This window comes from Archangium sp., from assembly GCF_045802675.1.
In the GTDB taxonomy this organism is placed as follows: Bacteria; Myxococcota; Myxococcia; order Myxococcales; family Myxococcaceae; genus Archangium.
This window is the reverse complement of sequence record NZ_JBJMQO010000118.1, coordinates 72,989-89,188: the sequence shown is the minus strand read 5'-3', so window position 1 is coordinate 89,188 and position 16,200 is coordinate 72,989. Positions and strand designations below refer to the sequence as shown.

The following is a 16,200-nucleotide window of genomic DNA, read 5'->3' as shown; positions in this document are numbered from 1 at the left end:
GACGTGGAGTAGGTGCAGCAGGACGTCCGGGCGACGGAGATGTCGGTAGATCCACCGGCCACGCCCTCGAGGTCCGCGTCGGTCAGCTCCACCATACCGGCCGGGTTCATCGGGAGGCTGGCGCGCTCCGTCTCGCTCAGGCTCATGCGGTACTGCTCATCCTTCCAAGCGCGGACCACATCGATGTTGCTCATGGGGGGACTCCTCTCGGTTAAACGGTGAATGTGGGAACCGGCTGTTTTCGGGAACAAGCCGGAACCAACTGAAAACAGTTATACACCTTCTAATCGGACCGTCAAGCTACACCCGGGCGGTAGCGGCTCGGCCACACTTGCCGCGGTGAGCCATGGAGGGCGGAGCCCCAGGCTGCCTCACCGGTGCCACGCGGCCCGCGGCGTTCCCGTGAGGGGAGTGTGCTTGGATGCGGTGCCCCGGATCGGAGCCCGCCCCATGGAAAGCCCCCTGCGCATCGCACTGCCCTTCGAACCTCGCCAGCACCTGTCCTCCGAGAGCCAGTCTGGCTTTCACATCGTCAATGCCGAGTTCCTCCAGGCGCTCGCGCGCCATGGCCGCTCGGGGGAGCTGTTGCTGCTGGCGTCCCGGGCGCAGAACGCTCCCGCGCTCGGAGGGGAGAGCCCGGTCAAGCGCACGCGCCTGCTCGACATCCTCGACCTGGTGCGCCAGCCGGAGCGGCCCAGCTTCGATGTCCTTCACGATCTCTCGAGCCTGGTGGACCGGGCCCTCGCCGTGCGAGGCCATTGCCAGGGACCGGCGTTTCCCCTCACGTTCGTCAACCACGGGCTGGTGCTGCAACTGGCCATGCGCGCGTTGACGTTCCCGCTGCTGCTCGGAGGAATCCAGCCCTTCGATTCGCTGATCTGCATCTCCCACGGCATGAAGCGCTCATTCGAGCGGGTGCTCGAGGAGGCCTCCGAGGATGTGGCCCGGGCCGCGGGCCCGGGCGCGCCGAAGCTGCGCTACCGGGGCCGCCTGGATGTCATCCAGTGGGCCGTGGACTCGGAGCGCTTCGGCTCGGTGCCTCGGGAGGAGGCGCGCGCCGCCCTGGGCATTCCGCGAGACGCCTTCGTCCTGCTGAGCATCTGCCGCGTGTCCCCCTTCAGCAAGGGGGACCTGTTGCCGCTGCTCGGGGTGTTCCGTGAGCTGCGTGAGAGCAATCCCGGGCGTGAGCTGCGCCTCGTCATCGCGGGGCCCATCGATTCACAGCCCTACAACACGCTGCTGCAGGCGCATGCCAAGACGCTGGGGGTGGCCGAGCACATCCAGTGGTTGGGCGGCATCGAGCCGGCGCGGCGGCACCTGGTGCATGGGGCGGCGGACATCTTCGTCTCCATGAACGACTCGATCTCCGAGGGGTTCGGGCTCACGCCGCTGGAGGCGATGGCGAGCGGGGTACCCCAGGTGGTGTCGGACTGGGATGGGCTGCGGGACACGGTGGTGAATGGGCAGACGGGCTTCCTCGTGCCCACCTTGTGGGCGGACTGCGATGACGAGCTCATCCTGCATGGGCTGGTGGCGGGCTCGGCCCACCGCGACCTCTGGACGGCGCAGTCGATCGTCACGGACATGGCCGAGATGAGGCGGTCGCTCCAGGCGCTCATCGACAGCCCCGAGCTGCGCGCCCGCATGAGCGAGGCCTCCCGGCAGCGGGCCCGCCAGGAGTTCTCCTGGAAGGGCGTCATCCAGCGCTACGAGGCGCTCTGGCAGGAGCTCATCGACATGGCCCGTGCGGCGCCGCCGTCACGGATGCACGTGCTCTCGGAGAAGATCTACAGCGTGGTCGGCAACTACGCGGCCGAGCAGCTCGCGCCCTCCACGCGGCTGAAGCTCACGGCCGCGGGCGAGCGCCTGCTGACCCAGCACCAGTTCGTTCCCCTCTTCGGCCAGCCGCCGGCGGCCGACCCGGAGCACATCGTGACGCTGCTGAACGCGGTGCGTGCCCACGCCGGGGCCTCGGCGCCGGTCGCGGCGCTCGAGCAGGACACGCGCGCCAGCTGGGGGGCGAGCCGCACCCACTTCGTGCGTCATGTGCTGTGGCTGCTCAAGCACGGGCTCCTGGAGGTGGAGCGCGCTCCCCGCGCCCAGGTTTCGTGACTCTCATGGCTCAGGGCCTGGAGGGCGCGGCGGGGTAGAGGAAGCGCAGGACGTCGTCGAAGCGATCGGCCCAGGCGCCCTCGTTGTGCACGGCGCCGGGCACCTCCAGGTAGCGCAGGTCCTTGCCGGGCACCCAGCCCTTGGCCACCAGCGCGTCGCGCAGCAGCGCGGCGTCCTCCACGGTCTCCTGGCTGCCATGGGACTCGCCGGTGCCGATGTCCACCCAGATGCGCGAGGCGGGCTTCTTCTTCAGCGCCTTCACGCGGCTGACGATGTCCCGGTGGGCCCAGAAGACGGAGGGCGACATGACTCCCAGGCGCCGGAACGTGTCCGAGCGGGTGAGCCCCAGGTGCATCGTCACCAGGCCACCCAGCGACGAGCCCACGAGCCCGGTGCTCGGCGCATCGGTGCGGGTGCGGAACGTCTTGTCGACGAGCGGCTTGAGCTCCTCGACGAGGAAGCGCCCATAGGCGTCCGCGCTGCCGCCGCCGAGCTGCGCGTACTCGCCGTTGTCGCGCACGGGCGTGTACTCGGCGAAGCGGTCCTCGGTGTTGTAGACGCCGACGATGATGAGGGGCTCCACCTCGCCGGAGCGCACGAGCTGCGAGGCCGTCTCGTCCACGTGCCACTCGCCGGAGAACGAGGTGGCGGCGTCCATGAGGTTCTGCCCGTCGTGCATGTAGAGCACCGGGTAGCGGCGCTTCGCGTTGGCGTCGTAGTCGGGCGGCAGCCAGACGATGATGTCGCGCTTGCGGGGCAGGTAGCGCGAGGCCACGTCGCGCAGATAGCGGACGTTGCCGGTGACGGTGGAGGGCGCGGGAGGCGGAGGCGCCCCCGGCGAATCCGCCCAGCGGGCCACCGGGACGGAGATGCGCTCCGGCTTGCCGCCCACGCGCAGGGTGCGGTTGGGAAGCTCGCGGCCCTCGGCGTCCTTCTCCACGGTCCCCCAGGCACCGCGCGTCACCTTGTATTCGAGCGAGGTGCCCGCGGGCAGCGGGACGCTGGCGGTGTAGTGCCCCTCGGGTGAGCGCGTGAGCTTCACCCCCGCGCCGTTCCAGTTGCCCAGGGCGGCGTGGTTGCCGGAGAGCCAGAGCTCCGCGTCGGCGGGCGTCCCGGGAGGCACCGTCACCTCGAAGGTAACCTGGGTCGCCTGGGCCTGGGCCTGGGCATTGCCACAAATCCAGGCGCCCAACGAGAGCCAGAGGAGGAGGGCGAGACGCGAGTCGTGTCGCTGGTTCATCCCCCGAGGATAGCGCGGACAAAGTGTCTCCGGGCAGGTGCGCGTCCCGGACATTCCGGCGCGTCCGTGTGTTCTCCGCTCCACGCGAGCCCGGGGGGCGGAAGCGCGGCATGCCGGTTGCTCCGGTAGAAGCGAAGCAGGAGGGGACACGCGTGGGACTCGAAGCCTTCATCCGGCTCGCCCGAGAGCAGGGCGCGAGCGACATCCATCTCGAGGGAGACATGCCCCTGGCGCTCCGGATACGTGGCGCGCTGCGGCTCGTGGGCGAAGCCCTCCCCGCTCCGGCGCTCACCTCGATGGCGCGGGAGATCATCGGCGACGAGGGCTGGCCCGAGTTCCTCACGCGCTGCTCCTACGATCTCTCGCGCACGGTGGAGGGCCAGCGCTGCCGCATCAACATCCTGCGCAGCGCGCGCGGGGTGGGCTTCGCCATCCGCTTGCTGGCGTCCGCGCAGGCCACGCTCAAGAAGCTCAACCTCCACCCCGACCTGCGCCGTCTCATCGAGCCGGCCCACGGGCTCGTGCTGGTGAGTGGCCCCACCGGCATGGGCAAGACGTCCACGCTCGCGGCGCTGCTGCAGGAGATCAACCTCTCCGAGGCCCGCCACATCATCACGGTGGAGAGCCCCATCGAGTACGCGCTGGTGCCGCGCCAGTCCTTCATCCGCCAGCGCGAGGTGGGCCGGGACACGCCCTCGTTCTCGCAGGCGCTGGTGGACGCGCTGCGGGAGGATCCGGACGTGCTCATGGTGGGGGAGCTGCGCGAGCCGGAGGTGATGCGGCTGACGCTGAACGCGGCGGAGACGGGGCACCTGGTGTTCGCGACGGTGCACTCGTCGAGCACCGCCGAGGCGCTCCAGCGTGTGGTGTCCGCCTTTCCCCCGGAGATTCAGGGCGCGGTGAGCGCGCAGCTCGCGGACTGCCTCGTGGGGGTGGTGTGCCAGCGGTTGCGCTACCGGCAGGAGCTCGGCATCCGCGTGCCCGAGCTCGAGGTGCTCATGGCCAGCACCGGGGTGAAGAGCCTCATCCGCCAGGGGTTCTTCTACAAGCTGCCCTCGGCCATCGAGACGGGCGCGGCGGATGGCTCGTGGACGTTCACCCGCTATGCGGAGTGGCTGGCCCGGAAGACGGACTGGCACCTGCCTTCCACTCCGGAGGAGGCGCCCGCCGAGCTCCCGCCCGCGTCTGTTCCGAGGCTCCGTGCTGCTCCTCCAGCCAGGCCCGAGCCCCTTCCGAAACCGCCCCCGCCCAAGCCGGCGAAGCGCCTCGAGCCGGAGCCCGTGCCGGGTGCTCCTCCGCCGCCGGTAGAGGAGGGCGTCTTCGTCATCCAGGAGGAGCAGGACGACCTCTCGGACATCCTCCGTCAGCTCGAGCACGGGGGACCCAGGTCCAAGAAGGATTGAGCCAGTGCCCACGGGCTCTCCCTGGAGGACAGGGGCGCGTGCTCGGAGATTGACCCGGCCCCGTCCCGAGGCGAACGTTGCGGCATCAGCCCGAGTGGAGGGGTTCGTGGACAACGTGTTGCGCAAACTGGGGTGGGCACTGCTCGCCATTGTCGGGGCGTTCTGCCTGGGCACGGTGGCCCTGCACCGGGGCGAGACGATCAACGCCACCTGGCTGGTGGTGGCGTCCGTGTCCGTCTATCTCCTCGGTTACCGCTTCTACGGCCGGTTCATCGCCGAGCGGGCCTTGAGGCTCGACGCGACCCGCGCCACGCCCGCGCAGCTCCGCAACGACGGCCTGGACTACGTGCCCACGGACAAGTGGGTGCTGTTCGGCCACCACTTCGCGGCCATCGCGGGCGCGGGTCCCCTGGTGGGCCCGGTGCTCGCCGCGCAGATGGGCTACCTGCCGGGCACCATGTGGATTCTGTTCGGCGTGGTGCTCGGCGGCGCGGTGCAGGACTTCATCATCCTCTTCCTGTCCATCCGCCGCGACGGCAAGTCCCTGGGCGACATGGTGCGCATGGAGATGGGCTCGGCCGCGGGCGTGGTGGCGATGATCGGCGTGCTGATGATCATGATGATCATCCTCGCGGTGCTGGCGCTCGTGGTGGTCAAGGCGCTGACGGGCAGCCCCTGGGGCACCTTCACCGTGGCCATGACCATTCCCATCGCCCTGCTGATGGGCTTGTACCTGCGCTATGTCCGCCCGGGCCGGGTGCTCGAGGTGTCCGTCGTCGGCTTCGTGCTGCTCATGCTGTCCATCTGGCTGGGCGGCAAGGTCGCCGACATGCCCTCCCTGGCGCCGCTGTTCACCCATGACAGCAAGGCGCTGGCCTGGATGCTGATCGCCTATGGCTTCTGTGCCTCGGTGCTGCCCGTGTGGCTGCTGCTGGCGCCGCGCGACTACCTGTCCACCTTCTTGAAGATCGGCACCATCCTGGTGCTCGCGGTGGGCATCATCCTCGCCGCTCCCGAGCTGAAGATGCCGGCGGTAACCCGGTTCGTCGACGGCTCCGGCCCGGTGTTCTCCGGCAACCTCTTCCCGTTCCTGTTCATCACCATCGCGTGCGGAGCGGTGTCCGGTTGGCACTCGCTGATCTCCTCGGGCACCACCCCGAAGATGCTGGCCAACGAGCGCGAGGCGCTCATGGTGGGCTACGGCGCGATGCTCATGGAGTCCTTCGTCGCCATCATGGCGCTCATCGCGGCCACGGTGCTGCAGCCGGGCGTGTACTTCGCGATGAACTCGCCGCCGGGGCTCATCGGCACCACCGTCGAGCAGGCGGCGCAGACCATCAGCCAGTGGGGCTTCGTCGTCACCCCCGAGGTCCTCAGCCAGACGGCCCGGGAGATTGGCGAGGCGTCCATCCTGTCGCGAGCCGGTGGCGCGCCGACCCTGGCGGTGGGCATGGCGCAGATCCTCCACGGGCTCGTGGGAGGCGAGGGGATGATGGCCTTCTGGTACCACTACGCCATCCTCTTCGAGGCGCTGTTCATCCTCACCACGGTGGACGCGGGCACGCGCGTGGGCCGCTTCATGATTCAGGAGCTGGCGGGCCTGGTGTACGCGCCGCTGAAGAAGACCGAGTCCTGGGGCGCCAACCTCATCGCCACGGCCATCTGCGTGGCGGGCTGGGGCTACTTCCTCTACCAGGGCGTGGTGGATCCGCTGGGCGGCATCAACACGCTGTGGCCGCTGTTCGGCATCGCCAACCAGATGCTGGCGGCCATCGCGCTGACGCTGGCGTGCGTGGTGCTCGTGAAGATGAAGCGCGAGCGCTACCTGTGGATTCCGGCGATCCCCACGGTGTGGCTGGTGTGCTGCACGCTGACGGCGGGCTGGCAGAAGGCGTTCGGCGGGGACGTCAAGGTGAGCTTCCTCGCCCACGCGCGGAAGTTCTCCGAGGCCGCCGCCGAGGGCCGGGTGATGGCGCCCGCGAAGACCGTGGAGGACATGCAGCGGGTCGTCACCAATGACTACGTGGATGCCTCCCTCACCGTCCTCTTCATGCTGCTGGTGGTGACGACGGTGGCGTTCGGCATCCGGGCCGCGCTGGCGGCGCGCCGCTCGGCGGCCCCCACGGCACAGGAGACGCCCCATGTCCCCGTGGCCACCGCGAGCCCGTGACATGAGCGCCTCGGCCGACGCGCTGAAGCGGTTCTGGCGGCGGGCGGTGCAGACGGCCCGCCTGCTCATCGGCGTGCCCGACTACGACACCTACGTCGAGCACCTGCGCCGCCACCACCCGGAGCGGGCGGTGATGAGCTACGAGGACTTCTTCAACGAGCGCATGCGGGCGCGCTACCGCGGGGGCGGCGGTCGCTGCTGCTGAGCCTCCCGCTGCTCGAACCCCCGTGCACCATCGCTCGCCGTACGGTGGCGACGGTGCCCCGGGTGGGGACTCAGCCCCCCGTCTCGCTCTCGCTGCCGCCCTCGCTGTAGATGGGGTCCGTCACCGGCACGGTACCGTGGATGCGGTTCTGCGCCTGGCAGTCCTGCACGCACGCCGAGGCCCCGGCGGACAGCTCCACCGCGTCCTCACCGAGCACTCCGCCCATGCGGCCACCCGAGGCGACGCTCCACACCGTCTCGAACTCGCTCTGGAGGACGCGCGTGGCCACCTGCGGGCTGTCCTTGCCGCGGATGATGGACGAGTTCCCGAAGTTCACCTTCCCGGTGTACGGGTTGACGAAATAGTAGAGGTCCGGCGAGGCCACCGTGTGCGTGAAGACGATGGGCGAGCCGTCGTTGGTCTCCGGCTCCATCTGGAAGACGCCGCCCTGGGCGCAGTCCTTGGCCTGGATCTTCATCTTGAGCGAGGAGCCCTGGCGGCGGAGCTCCAGGGAGGGCGCGGAGAGCGACACCTCGAAGTCACCCGCGTCCACCGTCTTCCCATTCAGGCTCGGCTCCTTGCGCGTGAAGAGCACCGTGCGCACCCCGCCCGTCAGGTCCAGGGGGTTGGCCGCGCCCGTCAGCGTGTAGTTGTAGACCGCGAACGTGGACACGTTCAGGTCGAACTCGATGTAGCGGCCGCGCACCCGCACCAGGCTGTTGGTGGGCAGCACCGAGCGGGACACCTTGAAGCCGTTCTGTCCCGACAGCACCTGGCCGTTGGGCAGGATGACGGAGAACGCCCCATTGAGGCACGCCTCCGAGGTGGCGGCGTGAGCGGGCGTGGAGAGCGTGCAGAAGCCCAGCGCGAGCATCGCGCCGAGGACGGCGGAACGAAGCGAAGCGAAAGTCGACATGTCTGTGATGTTCCTGGAAATGTGCGGGAAAAACGGAAAACGTGTGTATAGGAGTCAACGCGCCCCGACAAGACACTCGCTGAAAAGTGTGTGAGACGGAAGGTAGGAGGGGCAGGGCGCTCGCTCCCATGGTGGGTGTGGAGCCGCGAGGGAGGCGTGCCGTGCGAGGGATTGCGTGGCTGTACCGGCTCAACGGGCACTTCGCCGGGAGACTGCTCACGACGGGGGTGGCCATCGCCGTCACGTTTCAACCGTACTTCTGGCTCAACGACACCCTGCCGCCGCGCTTCGACTTCCTCACGCCGCTGGACGTGGCCATTCCCTTCCTGCCGTGGACGTACGCCATCTATTCGAGCTTCTTCGCCCTGCTGCTCGGGGCCGCGTGGCTGCTGGATGCGAGGGAATACTTACGGATGCTCGCCGCGGTGCTGCTGGCCAACGCCGTCTGTTACCTGGGGTTCTTTCTATTCACCGCGCACTACCCGAGGCCCCCCCTGGAGAGCATTCCCCCGGGCTTCTGGCGCGAGCAGTTCCGCCAGATGCACGCCTCGGACAACGCGGGCAATACCTTTCCGAGCATCCACGTGGCCACCACCCTGCTCGGCGCGCTGCGCCTGCGGCACCACCGGGGCGGCGCGCTGTGGATGCTCTGGGCGGCGCTCATCTCGCTGTCCACACTGACGGTGAAGCAGCACTACCTCGTGGACGTACTCGGAGGCTTCGCCGTGGCCTGGGTCATCCATGCGTGGATGTTCCGCCGCACCGGGCAAGCCCTGGCACCCGTGGCCGCGGGGCCCTCGGTGGAGGAGGCGCGGCCGTGAGCGAGTCCTCTCCTCCGCCCCCGCCCGGGACGCTCAACGTGGCCCTCGCGCTGGGCCTCGTCTCCGGAGGCGTGGGCCTGCAATGGCTCGCATCCCGGGCCGAGGGCACGTGGACGCTGCTGGGGCTCGGGGTGGTGTTCTCGTTCCTCTTCCTGCCCCTGTACTCGCTGCTGCACGAGGCCGAGCACCGCGTCTTCCACGCCACGCCCTGGGTGAATGAGTCCTTCGGTGTGCTGCTGGCCGCCTTCTTCCCGGGGCCCTTCACCTTCCTGCGCGCGTGCCACCTCGGGCACCACCGGCGCAACCGCAGCGACGCGGAGATGTTCGACCTGTACTACCCCTCGGACAACCTCGCGTGGAAGCGGAGCTACTTCTACTTCCTCTACACGGGAGGCTTCTGGCTCGCCGTGCCCCTGGCGCTCGTGTCCATGCTCGTGTGGCCCCGCCTGCTGCGCGCGCAGGTGCTGAAGGACCCCTCCATGGTGGCGATGGTGAACGGGATTCCCGAGGGCTTCTTCGGCCGCATCCGGCTCGAGGGCGTGGGCGTGCTGCTGCTGCACGGGGCGCTGGTGGCGGGGCTGGGGCTGTCGCCCGGGCGCTACCTGCTGCTCTACGCGCTCTTCGGGTTGAACTGGTCCGCGCAGCAGTACGTCACCCACGCGGCGAGTCCCCGGCACGTGTTGGACGGGGCGCACAACCTGAGGGCCGCCCGCGCGTACGAGGTGCTCCTGCTGCACTTCAACTGGCACCTGGCGCACCACCAGCACCCGCGCGTGCCGTGGCTGTACCTGCCTCGCTACAACGACCCCACGCGCGAGCGCCCGGGCTACCTGACGGCGTTCCTCCGCTTCTGGCGCGGCCCGCGGCCCACCGAGCCCCTCGCGCCCGAGCCCGTCCCTCTCCTCACCGCGAACCGGGACGGCTGAGCGGAGGTGCGCGCCTGCCGGAGGGCGTGGGGAGCCGGAGGAAGTGCATCGTGTCCGTGTAGCCGTCGTAGCCGCGCTTCTGGCGCACGTTGCGCCCGTCCGGCGACACGGTGATGACGGCGGGGAAGCCGAGGACCTTGTACTTCTCGATGAGTGCCTTCACGGCGGGGACGTTCTCGCCGTCCTCGTTGGTGCGATCCGTCACGCGCACGGGGATGTAGCTCGCGTTGATGTAGCGGGCCGCCTTGTCCTCGTTGAACACGTCTCGGTCCAGCATCTGGCAGGGCATGCACCAGTCGGCGGAGAAGTCGTAGAGGATGGGGAGGTTGCGCTCGCGGGAGAGCGCCTCGGCCTGCTCCAGGGGAACCCAGGCCACGAGGCCCGAGGGGATGGAGGGGTGGGCCTTCTCGTAGAAGCCGCTGGCCACGCGGGCGCCGAGCAGCAGCGGCACGGCCACCACCAACCAGCGGGGCAGCGCGCGGGTGGAGCCGGACTCAGCGGGACGCATAGGACACCTCGCGCCGGTTGAAGACGTGGATGGCCAGCAGCAGGAGCAGCGAGAGGTTGGAGACGTAGGTGAAGAGCCGGAACCAGGAGATGGGCGTGGCGGCGAACGTCCTGCGCATATCCAGCTCGGGCATGAGCAGGCCGGTGAGGTACTGGCGCACCGTGAAGGTGAACTGGCGGATGGCGTCGTCCTGGCCGAGCCCGGGGAGCACCCGGTCCGCCAGCCAATACAGCACGCCCCAGAGGACGACGTTGCCGTAGGCGGGCAGCCGCGCGGCGAAGCACACCAGCGCGGCGGCCATGCCGAAGCACAACGACACCCGGCCGAGCGCGTTGTCCATGAGCTCGAAGACCCCCGGCGGCTGGCGCGAGGACATCTGCACCAGCACCCACTGTGCCAGCAGGTGGAGCAGACTCCAGAAGGAGGCCACGCTGCCCAGGGCCGCCCAATGGCTGAGCACGTAGGTGGAGCGGCGGATGGGCCGGGTGAGCACCAGGGGCAGGTTTCCCTCCGAGGCGTCCCGGCCGATGGAGGCGAGTCCCAGGAACAAGGGGATGACGAACATCTCCCCGGGGGGCACCAGGAAGACAGGCGCCTGGAACTTCGTGTACAGCAACATCGACATGTCCATGGCCAGCCGCGCGAAGATATAGGCCAGGGGCAGCGCGAGCGTGAGCAGCCGGTGGAAGCTCTGCCGGACGCGGGATTGGTAGAAGGCCAGCATCATGGTGTCCGGGCTCCGTTCCGCTGGAAGAAGCGCTCCAGCCGTCCCTCCTCGCGCGAGGCGCTGGCCACGGGGAGTCCCGCCTTCAGCAGGGCCCCCAGCAGGCGCGAGGCGCCCCAGTCGTCCTCCACGGAGAAGCGCAGCGCGTCCTCCGCGTTATCCATCAGCGTGACGCCCGCCTCGGTGGCCACGGCGGCGAGCTGCTCGGCGGACAGGGGATTGGCACCGGCCCAGCGCACCACGAGCACATGGCGGGTGACGGTGGCGGTGGGCGAGCCCAGGTCCTCGATGGCCTCCACGCGGCCGGCGCGGAAGAAGGCCACCCGGTCGCACACGCGCTCGAGCTGCGCCAGGTCATGCGAGTTGATGATGAGGGTGACGCCCCGGGCCTTGATCTCCCGCAGCTGGGCGCGCAGGTGCAGCACGCCCTCGGGGTCGAGGCCGAGCGTGGGCTCGTCGAGGAAGAGGAAGCGCGGCTGCCCGACGAGCGCCTGGGCCAGGCCGAGCCGCTGCACCATGCCTCGGGAGAACTTGCGCGTGTCCCGGTCCCACACGGCCCTGTCCAGCCCCACCTGGGTGAGGAGGGCCTCCACCTCCTGGGCGCGCTGTGGACGGGGCCGCTCGGCGAGGGCGTGGTGGTAGGCGAGGAATTGCCGTGCGCTGAGGCTCGGCTCGAAGGTGAGGCGCTCGGGGAGGTAGCCGGTGAGGCGGCGCACCTCGAGGTGGTCCGGCGGCAGGCCCGCGACGCTCACCGAGCCCGAGTCCGGCCACAGCAGGCCGAGCATGCACCCGAAGAGCGTCGTCTTCCCGGCGCCGTTGGGGCCGATGATGCCGAAGCTCTCTCCGGCGCGGATGTGGAGGTTCACGTCCGACAATACGCGCTGGCCCCGGCGGTAGGACTTGCTGACGCCCCGCACCTCGATACCGGGCGAGGCCGGGGCGGGGGAGGGCGAGACCGGGGCGGCAGCGGGCGTGTCGGGCTGCTGCATTCGAGCGGTGGACATGGGCGGCGGGCTCTCGGAGGAGCGCCCAGCCTAGCAGGAGCGCCCGAGGGCATTCACCCCGCGGCCCGGCAGGGCCACGACGCTAGAAAGGTTCGAAGCAGTCATAGTTGTGCTGCGAGAGGATGCGGCCATCGCGGAAGATGAGGAACACCGCGAACGCGGCGCGCATCGTTCCCCCCGCGGGCAGCTTCCCCACGGGCACCTTGAGCGTGCCGCTCCAGTCGACCTCGAGGGCCACGGTGTCTCCCTGCTCCACCACGTGCCGCACCTCGTAGCGCTGGCCGGCCAACACCTGCTGGCCGCGCTCCGCCCCCTCGAGCAGCGCCCGCAGGTCCCTCGTCGCTCCGGTGGGGACGAGCCGGTTGGGGTATTCCCGTTGCGTCACCTCGGGGTGGAAGAAGGCGGCCAGCGCCTCTCCGGTGGCTCCGTCTTCGATCGCCCGGAGGTAGCGGCGCGCGGTGTCGAGGTTCGTCGTGGACATGGGGTTCTCCCGTCAGATGTACAACCCACTCGATTCCGCAACTGGTACGACCATCGGACCCGTTGCGGGAAACCGAGCCCAGAGGGTCCCCGGGTGGCCCGGGTTCAGGGTTTGCCGATGCCCGCCTTGGCCGGCTCGAGCTGATCCGGGTGGGTGGGCACCTGGATGGCGCCGGAGATGATCTTCGCCTTGAGCTCCTCCAGCGTGCGCAGCGCCTGCTCCTTGCCGGGGACGTCGAGGCGCACCGGGGCGTAGGTGATGCCGCCCTCTTTCAGGCCCAGCGACAGGTTGCCTCCCTGGAAGTGGCCCTGCACCTGATCGCGGATGGCCTCGTACACCACCAGGTCCACGCGCTTCACCACCGCCGACAGCACGGCCTTGGGCGCCAGGTGCGACGGGTCCGAGTCCACGCCGATGACGTAGACGGGTCTGCCCTCGTCGTGCGCTTCCTTCACCGCCTGGATGGCGCCCAGGCCGTCCACACCCGCGGCGGCGAAGAGGATGTCCGAGCCCTTCGTCAGCAGGTCCTGCCCCACCTGCTTGCCGAGCGCGAAATTCGTGAAGCTGCCCGTGTAGTTGGCCACCACGGTGGCCTTTGGGTTGGTGGCGGCCACGCCCGCGCGGAAGCCGGCCTCGTAGCGCTTCACGAGCGGAATCTCCATGCCGCCCACGAAGCCCACCTTGCCCGTCTTCGTCACCAGCCCGGCCAGCGCGCCCACCAGGTAGCAGCCCTCCTCCTCGCGGAAGACGACGGTGCGCACGTTGGGCAGCGAGTACGGCGTGCCCTCGGCCGACAGCAGCGGGCTGTCCACCAGGAGGAAGTGCATCCGCGGGTTGCGCTTCGCCGCCGCCTCCACCGCGTTCTCCAGCATGAAGCCCACGCCCAGCGACAGCGCCACGCCCTGGTCCACCAGCAACTGCAGGTTGGGCTCGTAGTCCTCGGCCACGCGGCTCTGGAGGACCACCGGGGTGATACCCAGCGGCGTCACCTGGAGGTTGCGCCGGGCCATGTCGTCCCCGAGCGACTCCTGGAGGGAGGCCTGACGCTCCTCGGGGGAGACGTCCTTGTACGCGCCCTGCTCGTACTTCACGCCCGAGGCCCATACCTCCAGCCCGCGCAGCGCCGAGTCATTGAAGGACTGGTCTCCACGCCCTCCAAGCCCCAGCACCAACCCCACCTTCGTCTTCCGGGCCGCGGGCGCGGCGGGCGTCTCCTCCTTCGCGCGCTTGCAGGCCGGCAGCAGGGACAGGGCGAGGAACAGGGCGAGCAGGGCTCTGGGGCTCATGGCCCCGTCCTAGCACGGCTCCGCCGCGACAGCCGCCGGGCGCTACGCCTCCGAGCCTCCCGCGCGCATGCGGTTGAGCCGGTCGTAGTGGCGGTAGCCGAGCTGGTCGAGCGCGCTCGAGGGCGCCAGGCCGATGTCCACCAGCGTCTTGATGTCGTAGGTGCCCGCGAGCACCGGCGGCGCGTAGTTCTGGATGGCCTCGGGGGTGCGGAACTTCGCGAGCGGGAAGAGCACGGTGCTGGTGTGCACGTGCATGAAGTGGGCGGCGGACTGACGCTGCCAGCCGGGCACGCCGGGCGCGGTGATGACGTGCGGCGTCGCGAGGAACGTGCCGCCCGTGAGGATCTCCAGCTGTTGGCCCACCTGCGCGACGATGCAGCCCGCGGGCGCGGTGCCGCGTACCATGCGGCCCTTGGGGTCCTCGGGCGTCGCGCGCGTGCGCAGGTAGAGGCCGCTCTTGTCATCCGGCCCGCCGCGGGTGGGCTGTCCCTTCGGATCCAGGAACCGGCCACCGGGCAGCAGCGTGAGGAGGTTGAAGTCCGTGTGCTCCTCGCCCCAGAGGATGCCCGTGTTCACCTGGGAGGGGCCGAGCGGCAGGTACTGGAGGGAGCGCGTGACGTGGGGCGCCCGCTGGCACATGTCCGTGAAGGCCGTCTCCGCCAGCCCGAGCGCCAGCGCCGAGCCCCGCAGCAGCTGGAGCCCCGCTTCGTGCAGCGAGCGGCCGAGCGAGAGCAGACCCTCCTGGAAGTACGGCGGCGCGTCCGGGGGCCAGACGTTCTCGGGGTAGATTTGAGGGAACTCGAGCTTGGAGCTCTCGTCGGACGGGTAGGGCGCGGCGAAGTAGCACTCCTTGAAGTCCGGCTGCCCGTTGCCCGCGACGGCCACCTCGGTGTTCGGAGGCGTCCAGCCGCGCTGGTACCAGATGTCCCTACGGCCATAGGGGCGCTTGGCCTCGGCCGGCCAGGAGATGAACGTACGGAACGCGTCGTAGAAGCGCTCGAGGGCCTGGGCATCGACGCCGTGGTTCTTCACATACACGAGCCCGAAGACGCCAAAGGCCTCCCGGAGGGCCGCCGCGCCGCGCTCGAGGCGGGCGGGGTCGTTGGACGCGAGGTCCGTCAGGTCGACGGTGGGGATGTTCATCGGGGTCTCTGCCATGGCGGCCCCAGGTGTATCGCGCCTCGCCTCCCAGAGGAATACGCTCGCAGTGGAGAGGCTCCGCCTGCGCCCCGGAGCCGCCCCCGGAACCCGCCTGCCTGCTTCTGATCCACCGGGGGGACGTCCGGCTCCCCGGCCTACTTCGGCCAGAACGTCACCGCCCGCGCCCCCTCCGAGCTCCAGACGAGCTTCTTCCCCCGGTACATGCGCGGATGGCCGCCGGAGTCGGCGAGCGAGACGAGCAGGAAGGGCCCTCGGGACTGGAGGCTGACCAGGTCGTTCGCGCGGTAGCTGAAGCCGGGGAGGGCGAGCGCCTTTCCCTTCTCCACGCGCCGCATCAGGCCGGTGGCCAGCAGCCCGTCGCCGAAGGGCGTGCCCCAGAGCGCCAGCGTGTAGCCACCGCGCTCGAGCTGGACCCACTCGCCATCGGGCTGCTCCGGGGTGAAGGCATACAACTGGTCGAGCACCGCGTCGTTCTCGATTTCCTGGGCGGAGATGCGTGGATCCAACAAGCGGCTGGACCGCTCACCGAGCTCCTTGCGGACCGCGAGGACGCTGGTGCCGGAGGTCTCGTTGGCCGCCTTCACGTCCAGCCGCGTCCACGCGCCCTCCTGCCAGGCGAAGGCGTGGGCGAGCAGCGGGTGCCCCCGGGCCCCGATGTCGAACGTGATTCGCTGTCCGTCGACCTCTACCCCTCCCGCCCGCTCCTGCTCGGGCGTGGGCTTCTGGATGCTGAGCCCGAGCAGCCGGCCTCCGGCATCGAAGCCGAACTCGATGAGCTCGCCCGAGGGGGGCAGGGGGATTTCCTGGGAGGCGCCCGTGGTCAGGTCCACGAGGAACAAGCGGTCGCGGAACGCGGGCGAGGGGAACTTCTCGGGGAACGTGGGCTTGCCGACCACGGGTTGACTGACGCCGCCGCGCCAGAACCGAGCCACGCCCCGCTTGGCATCCCGGCTCAGCGCCGTCGCCGCACCCTGACAGTCCACCGCGAGCTTCACGATGATCCGGCGCGTCGAGGAGAGCGGATCGAACTGCGCCCACTCGCAGCCGTCGCCCGAGGGCTCGAGCAACGAGAGGGTGGCCTCGGTCACGGGGAGCGCGGGAGCCGCGGCCGCAGTGGAGGCGGGGGGCTCGGTCTGGGCGAGGGCCGGGGCCGTGGGCACGAGCAGGAGCGAGGCGAGCAGGGTGGGGCGGAGTGTCTTCACGATGCCCCATTGTCTCACAGGCCTCGGCCCGCCCGGCTGCA

16 protein-coding genes are annotated in these 16,200 nt (G+C 69.9%); 6 read left to right on the top strand and 10 right to left on the bottom strand.

Annotation, left to right across the window (positions count from 1 at the left end; all coding sequences use genetic code 11):
• Nucleotides 1–194, bottom strand: a 194-nt coding sequence (locus tag ACJ8AN_RS33020) for a mersacidin/lichenicidin family type 2 lantibiotic (protein ID WP_407759529.1), incomplete at its 3' end; no start/stop codon positions are given.
• 256 nt (nt 195–450) lie between these two features.
• On the opposite strand from ACJ8AN_RS33020, the gene ACJ8AN_RS33015 reads away from it, so the two are divergent.
• Nucleotides 451–2,112 (top strand): glycosyltransferase, encoded by a 1,662-nt coding sequence (locus ACJ8AN_RS33015; RefSeq protein ID WP_407759528.1) that lies wholly within the window; start codon nt 451–453, stop codon nt 2,110–2,112.
• A gap of 10 nt (nt 2,113–2,122) precedes the next feature.
• Here the strand turns inward: ACJ8AN_RS33015 and ACJ8AN_RS33010 are convergent, their stop codons facing one another.
• Entirely contained in the window at nt 2,123–3,352 is a 1,230-nt protein-coding gene (locus ACJ8AN_RS33010; RefSeq protein WP_407759527.1) for an alpha/beta hydrolase-fold protein, read from the bottom strand.
• 152 nt (nt 3,353–3,504) lie between these two features.
• On the opposite strand from ACJ8AN_RS33010, the gene ACJ8AN_RS33005 reads away from it, so the two are divergent.
• The 3 genes from ACJ8AN_RS33005 to ACJ8AN_RS32995 all read left to right on the top strand — a co-directional run bounded on the left by ACJ8AN_RS33005 (nt 3,505) and on the right by ACJ8AN_RS32995 (nt 7,130).
• A complete protein-coding gene (locus ACJ8AN_RS33005) occupies nt 3,505–4,755 on the top strand; it encodes a type IV pilus twitching motility protein PilT (protein ID WP_407759526.1) in 1,251 nt (416 codons plus the stop codon).
• A gap of 106 nt (nt 4,756–4,861) precedes the next feature.
• Nucleotides 4,862–6,925: a carbon starvation CstA family protein gene (locus ACJ8AN_RS33000; protein WP_407759525.1), complete on the top strand. Its 2,064-nt coding sequence runs from the start codon at nt 4,862–4,864 to the stop codon at nt 6,923–6,925.
• A 1-nt stretch (nt 6,926) separates the two neighbouring features.
• Complete coding sequence (locus ACJ8AN_RS32995; RefSeq protein WP_407759524.1) at nt 6,927–7,130, top strand: YbdD/YjiX family protein; 204 nt, start codon at nt 6,927–6,929, stop codon at nt 7,128–7,130.
• 70 nt (nt 7,131–7,200) lie between these two features.
• Here the strand turns inward: ACJ8AN_RS32995 and ACJ8AN_RS32990 are convergent, their stop codons facing one another.
• A complete protein-coding gene (locus ACJ8AN_RS32990; protein WP_407759523.1) occupies nt 7,201–8,046 on the bottom strand; it encodes a hypothetical protein in 846 nt (281 codons plus the stop codon).
• A 161-nt stretch (nt 8,047–8,207) separates the two neighbouring features.
• Between ACJ8AN_RS32990 and ACJ8AN_RS32985 the strand changes: the two genes are divergently transcribed.
• Both ACJ8AN_RS32985 and ACJ8AN_RS32980 read left to right on the top strand, forming a co-directional pair.
• On the top strand, nt 8,208–8,867 hold the full coding sequence (locus tag ACJ8AN_RS32985; protein WP_407759522.1) for a phosphatase PAP2 family protein: 660 nt from the start codon (nt 8,208–8,210) through the stop codon (nt 8,865–8,867).
• Nucleotides 8,864–9,793, top strand: coding sequence for a fatty acid desaturase family protein (locus ACJ8AN_RS32980; protein WP_407759521.1), 930 nt, complete (start codon nt 8,864–8,866; stop codon nt 9,791–9,793). Before ACJ8AN_RS32985 ends, ACJ8AN_RS32980 begins: the two co-directional genes overlap by 4 nt.
• On the opposite strand, the gene ACJ8AN_RS32975 is transcribed toward ACJ8AN_RS32980, so the two are convergent.
• The 7 genes from ACJ8AN_RS32975 to ACJ8AN_RS32945 all read right to left on the bottom strand — a co-directional run bounded on the left by ACJ8AN_RS32975 (nt 9,771) and on the right by ACJ8AN_RS32945 (nt 16,159).
• Nucleotides 9,771–10,301, bottom strand: a complete 531-nt coding sequence (locus tag ACJ8AN_RS32975) for a thioredoxin family protein (protein ID WP_407759520.1) — start codon at nt 10,299–10,301, stop codon at nt 9,771–9,773. The two genes, ACJ8AN_RS32980 and ACJ8AN_RS32975, sit on opposite strands and share 23 nt — an antisense overlap.
• Nucleotides 10,288–11,028 (bottom strand): hypothetical protein, encoded by a 741-nt coding sequence (locus ACJ8AN_RS32970; protein ID WP_407759519.1) that lies wholly within the window; start codon nt 11,026–11,028, stop codon nt 10,288–10,290. Before ACJ8AN_RS32970 ends, ACJ8AN_RS32975 begins: the two co-directional genes overlap by 14 nt.
• Complete coding sequence (locus tag ACJ8AN_RS32965; RefSeq protein ID WP_407759518.1) at nt 11,025–12,029, bottom strand: ABC transporter ATP-binding protein; 1,005 nt, start codon at nt 12,027–12,029, stop codon at nt 11,025–11,027. The genes ACJ8AN_RS32970 and ACJ8AN_RS32965 overlap by 4 nt, the downstream gene beginning before the upstream one ends.
• 82 nt (nt 12,030–12,111) lie before the next feature.
• Nucleotides 12,112–12,510, bottom strand: coding sequence for a nuclear transport factor 2 family protein (locus tag ACJ8AN_RS32960; RefSeq protein ID WP_407759517.1), 399 nt, complete (start codon nt 12,508–12,510; stop codon nt 12,112–12,114).
• Between the two features lie 104 nt (nt 12,511–12,614).
• Entirely contained in the window at nt 12,615–13,796 is a 1,182-nt protein-coding gene (locus tag ACJ8AN_RS32955; RefSeq protein WP_407759516.1) for a BMP family protein, read from the bottom strand.
• A 42-nt stretch (nt 13,797–13,838) separates the two neighbouring features.
• Nucleotides 13,839–14,954, bottom strand: a complete 1,116-nt coding sequence (locus tag ACJ8AN_RS32950; RefSeq protein ID WP_407759515.1) for an isopenicillin N synthase family dioxygenase — start codon at nt 14,952–14,954, stop codon at nt 13,839–13,841.
• A 137-nt stretch (nt 14,955–15,091) separates the two neighbouring features.
• Nucleotides 15,092–16,159 (bottom strand): hypothetical protein, encoded by a 1,068-nt coding sequence (locus tag ACJ8AN_RS32945; RefSeq protein WP_407759514.1) that lies wholly within the window; start codon nt 16,157–16,159, stop codon nt 15,092–15,094.
• Nucleotides 16,160–16,200 lie beyond the last annotated feature (41 nt).

Bases quoted from the DNA above. Each gene is read 5' to 3' on its own strand.
- ACJ8AN_RS33015 (WP_407759528.1), top strand. From the start codon at position 451: ATGGAAAGCCCCCTGCGCATCGCACTGCCCTTCGAACCTCGCCAGCAC.
- ACJ8AN_RS33010 (WP_407759527.1), bottom strand. From the start codon at position 3,352: ATGAACCAGCGACACGACTCGCGTCTCGCCCTCCTCCTCTGGCTCTCG.
- ACJ8AN_RS32995 (WP_407759524.1), top strand. From the start codon at position 6,927: ATGAGCGCCTCGGCCGACGCGCTGAAGCGGTTCTGGCGGCGGGCGGTG.
- ACJ8AN_RS32990 (WP_407759523.1), bottom strand. From the start codon at position 8,046: ATGTCGACTTTCGCTTCGCTTCGTTCCGCCGTCCTCGGCGCGATGCTC.
- ACJ8AN_RS32975 (WP_407759520.1), bottom strand. From the start codon at position 10,301: ATGCGTCCCGCTGAGTCCGGCTCCACCCGCGCGCTGCCCCGCTGGTTG.
- ACJ8AN_RS32970 (WP_407759519.1), bottom strand. From the start codon at position 11,028: ATGATGCTGGCCTTCTACCAATCCCGCGTCCGGCAGAGCTTCCACCGG.
- ACJ8AN_RS32965 (WP_407759518.1), bottom strand. From the start codon at position 12,029: ATGTCCACCGCTCGAATGCAGCAGCCCGACACGCCCGCTGCCGCCCCG.
- ACJ8AN_RS32960 (WP_407759517.1), bottom strand. From the start codon at position 12,510: ATGTCCACGACGAACCTCGACACCGCGCGCCGCTACCTCCGGGCGATC.
- ACJ8AN_RS32955 (WP_407759516.1), bottom strand. From the start codon at position 13,796: ATGAGCCCCAGAGCCCTGCTCGCCCTGTTCCTCGCCCTGTCCCTGCTG.
- ACJ8AN_RS32950 (WP_407759515.1), bottom strand. From the start codon at position 14,954: ATGGCAGAGACCCCGATGAACATCCCCACCGTCGACCTGACGGACCTC.